The sequence below is a fragment of the Streptomyces sp. NPDC058964 genome, from assembly GCF_042741275.1.
GTDB lineage: Bacteria > Actinomycetota > Actinomycetes > Streptomycetales > Streptomycetaceae > Streptomyces.
Window position 1 is genome coordinate 14,588 of the sequence record NZ_JBHYKH010000150.1, and the last position, 3,221, is coordinate 17,808.

Consider the following 3,221-nt stretch of genomic DNA (forward strand, 5'->3'; position numbering starts at 1 on the left):
GGGCAGCAGCGTGCTCACACCGGGAACTCGACCGGCAGCCTGTCCAGCCGGGAATCCCAGGTGGAGGCGGTCGTGGTGAGCTCATCCGCCGGCACCGCCAGTCGCAGGCCCGGCAGCCTGTGCAGCAGGACGTCCACCGCAACCTCGATCATGGACTGCCCGATGCTCTGCCCGGGGCACTCGTGCGGGCCCGCGCCGAACGCCAGGTGCGCCTGGTTGCCCTGCACCGAGACACCCGGGTCGGGCCGGACCTCGGGGTCGAGGTTGCCCGGGGCGAGACCGAGAACGAGCAGGTCGCCCTCCTCAATGCGCTGCCCGCCCAGTTCGACATCGCTGGCGGCGAAGCGCCCCGGCAGGACGGCCAGCGGTGGAGAGTTCCACATGACCTCCTCCATCACCGCCGAGATGTTCAACTGACCGCTGGTCAGCCCCGAGAGCCGGGAGGCGTCGGTCAGGACCAGCTGCAGCACCCGGGCCAGCAGATTGGTCGTAACGTGCGCGGCGATCAGCACCACACGCAGGTGGTGGACGACCTCGTCGTGGTCGAGAGCCGCGTGATGCTCCAGCAGTCCGGTGGCGAGGTCGGAGCCGGGTTCGGACCGCCTGCGCTCGGCGAGTTCACCGAAGATCTCCCTGATCATGCCGTCGTGCACCACGGCGTCCTCGCCGCCCTTGAGCACCTGGGCGCAGGACTCGACCAGCCGGCGCCCCTCCGCCTCGGCAAGCCCCAGAACGCGGGTGATCACGAGCATCGGCAGATAGTCGGCGTAGTCCGCCACCAGATCGGCCCGGCCGTTGTCCGCGAACCCGTCGATCTGCTTGTTGGCGAAGTGCGTGGCGTGGCGCCGGATACCACGGCCGACAGCAGCCTGCAGCGCATCGTTGACGGCGCCCCGCAGCCTGCGGTGCGGCTCGCCGTCCTGGGACACGCAGTCGGGACGCCAGCCGAGCATCGGAATCAGCGCGGAAGTCTCCGCGACCCGTCCTTCCCGCCAGTCCCGCCAGATCCGCGCGTCCCGGCTGAACTGCAGCGGGTTGTCCAGCACCCGGCGGCTCTCGCGGTAGCCGAGCACCAGCCAGGCGGGGACGTCGCCCTCCAGCAGGACCGGGGCGACCGCGCCGTACCGTTTGCGCAGCCGTTCGTAGATGCCGTGCGGATCGGTCGCCGACTCCGGCCCGTACAGCCGGGTGATGCCCTGACCGTGCGCGACGGGGCAACCGCCCGTGACACCGGAACCGTGGGACTGGTCGTTCATCGGGACTCCAGTGCGACAGCCGAGCGTTCCTGAAGATGCCGGATCAGCGCGACGAGCACGTCCCGGCTGGAGGCCCGGTCGCGGGCGTCGCAGGCCACGACCGGAGTGTGCGGGGGGATGTCCAGGGCGTCCCGGATCTCCTCGATCGGGTGCTCCTTGGAGTCCGGGAAGATGTTCAGCGCGATGACGAAGGGCACGTTCTGCCGCTCCATCTCCTCGATCGCCCGGAAGCTGGAGGCCAGCCGACGGGTGTCCACCAGGACCACCGCGCCGAGCGCACCCTTGAAAAGACCGTTCCACAGGAACCAGAAGCGCTCCTGACCCGGGGTGCCGAACAGGTACAGCATCAGGCTCTCGTTGAGGCTGATCTTGCCGAAGTCCAGGCTGACGGTGGTCTCGGCCTTGTCGGCGACGCCGATGAGACGGTCGTCCTCGACGCTGGCCTGCGTGAGCGTCTCCTCGGTGGTGAGCGGCTTGATGTCGCTGACGGAGCGGACCATGGTGGTCTTTCCGGTGCCGAACCCGCCGGCGATCATCACCTTGACCGAGCGGGTGCCCCCGGCGGCGGGTTTGCCGGGACGGTCAAAGCCTTTCAAGTCCACTGAGTACCTCCTGAAGGAGCGCGAGGTCGGGCCCGCGTCCGGCGTGGTGCGCCGGGATGGGATCACGGGCTTCGATACGGCCTGCGTCCAGCAGATCCGCCAGCAGCACCGCGAGAATGTTGAAGGGCAATCCGAGATGGGCGCCGAGTTCGGCCACAGACAGCGGATCGCGGCAACGCCGGACAATCTCCTCGTGCTCGTGCTGCATCCCCGGACCGGGAGCGGTGTGGGAGACGATGAGGGTCGCCACGTCGAGGCTCGACGCCGACCCGCCCGGTCCGCTGCGTCCCCCGGTGAGGACGTAGTAGCGCTCGAGACCGGACGGGTCCGTGGGCCGGCGGGGAGCACTCATCCAGAGTGCTCCTCCAGGCGCGGAGTGGTGCCGAGGAGCTCACCCATCCTGCGGGCCAGGTCCCTCATCTGGTGTCCCAGCAGACCCTGGTCGAGACCTTCACGGGCCAGGACACCGAGATACGTCTCGACACCCGCCCGCACGACGAAGAGATGCCCCCCGTCGACCTCGATCATCGCGAGCCGCAACTGCCCCGCGTACTTGGGGAACTGCTCGGCCACCGGCTGGGCCAGGGCCTGCAGTCCGGCCACCACCGCCGCGAAACGGTCCACGTCGTCGGGGTCTTCGGCGCCAAAGGAGGTGATGGCCTTGCCGTCACTGGAGGCCACGAGGGCGAAGCGGATCTCCGGGATGCTCTCCACCAGATCGCGGAGCGCCCAGCTCACGTCGGTTCCCTGCTGCGTCATGTGGACCAGTCGCTCTCTTCAATTCGGTGCTCGGTGGACTCGCGGCGGTCGGACCTGGCGGGTGCCACGGCGGATTCGGGTCCGGGGCCCGGCACGCGGTCGTGGACCGCCGCCGGTCCCTCCACGGACTCGACTCCCAAGCCCTGCGCGCGGCCGCCGGCCGTCGCGGGTGCGTCGGTCTCCCGGCGCAGGCCGAGGGTGTCCTCCTCCACGGCCTCGTCCCCGGCAGCGGCCGGAACCCCGAACTGGCCGGACCCCTCCACGGTCGCCGTCTCCGGTCCGGTGGACTCGCGTCCGGCCGTGGCGAAGGCGGCGAGGCCCGCGAAGGACTCGTCCGGCGGAACCGCGGCGACCCTGGCGCCGTCCGCGCGTCCGGCCGGCCGCGACGGCTGCTCCGGCTCCGACTCGCGGTGCCTGCTCCTGCGCCGGGGCAGTCCGCCGGGCGTGGTGTCCACCACGTCGGCGGAGCCGGCCGCCACGGACTCGGCGGCCACCGGGTCGCGGGGCGCGGACGCCGCGGGTGCCGGTGTGGCCGCGGCGGCGGACGACGACGCCGGGGCGGCCGCCGGAAGGGGGCTGAAGTACTTGTGCGGGACCACGACGA

General features: G+C 71.0%; 4 protein-coding genes and 1 pseudogene. All 5 read right to left on the bottom strand.

The window, feature by feature from the left end; genetic code table 11:
* Positions 1-14: 14 nt before the first annotated feature.
* Entirely contained in the window at positions 15-1,256 is a 1,242-nt protein-coding gene (locus ACFW2E_RS20040) for a cytochrome P450 (protein ID WP_384468183.1), read from the bottom strand.
* Positions 1,253-1,858, bottom strand: coding sequence for an ATP/GTP-binding protein (locus tag ACFW2E_RS20045; RefSeq protein ID WP_384468185.1), 606 nt, complete (start codon positions 1,856-1,858; stop codon positions 1,253-1,255). The genes ACFW2E_RS20040 and ACFW2E_RS20045 overlap by 4 nt, the downstream gene beginning before the upstream one ends.
* Positions 1,839-2,210: a DUF742 domain-containing protein gene (locus ACFW2E_RS20050; protein WP_384468187.1), complete on the bottom strand. Its 372-nt coding sequence runs from the start codon at positions 2,208-2,210 to the stop codon at positions 1,839-1,841. Before ACFW2E_RS20050 ends, ACFW2E_RS20045 begins: the two co-directional genes overlap by 20 nt.
* A complete protein-coding gene (locus ACFW2E_RS20055; RefSeq protein WP_030043913.1) occupies positions 2,207-2,617 on the bottom strand; it encodes a roadblock/LC7 domain-containing protein in 411 nt (136 codons plus the stop codon). Before ACFW2E_RS20055 ends, ACFW2E_RS20050 begins: the two co-directional genes overlap by 4 nt.
* A pseudogene (locus tag ACFW2E_RS20060) lies at positions 2,614-3,221 on the bottom strand (hypothetical protein); the annotation flags it as partial. The pseudogene ACFW2E_RS20060 and the gene ACFW2E_RS20055, both read right to left, overlap by 4 nt.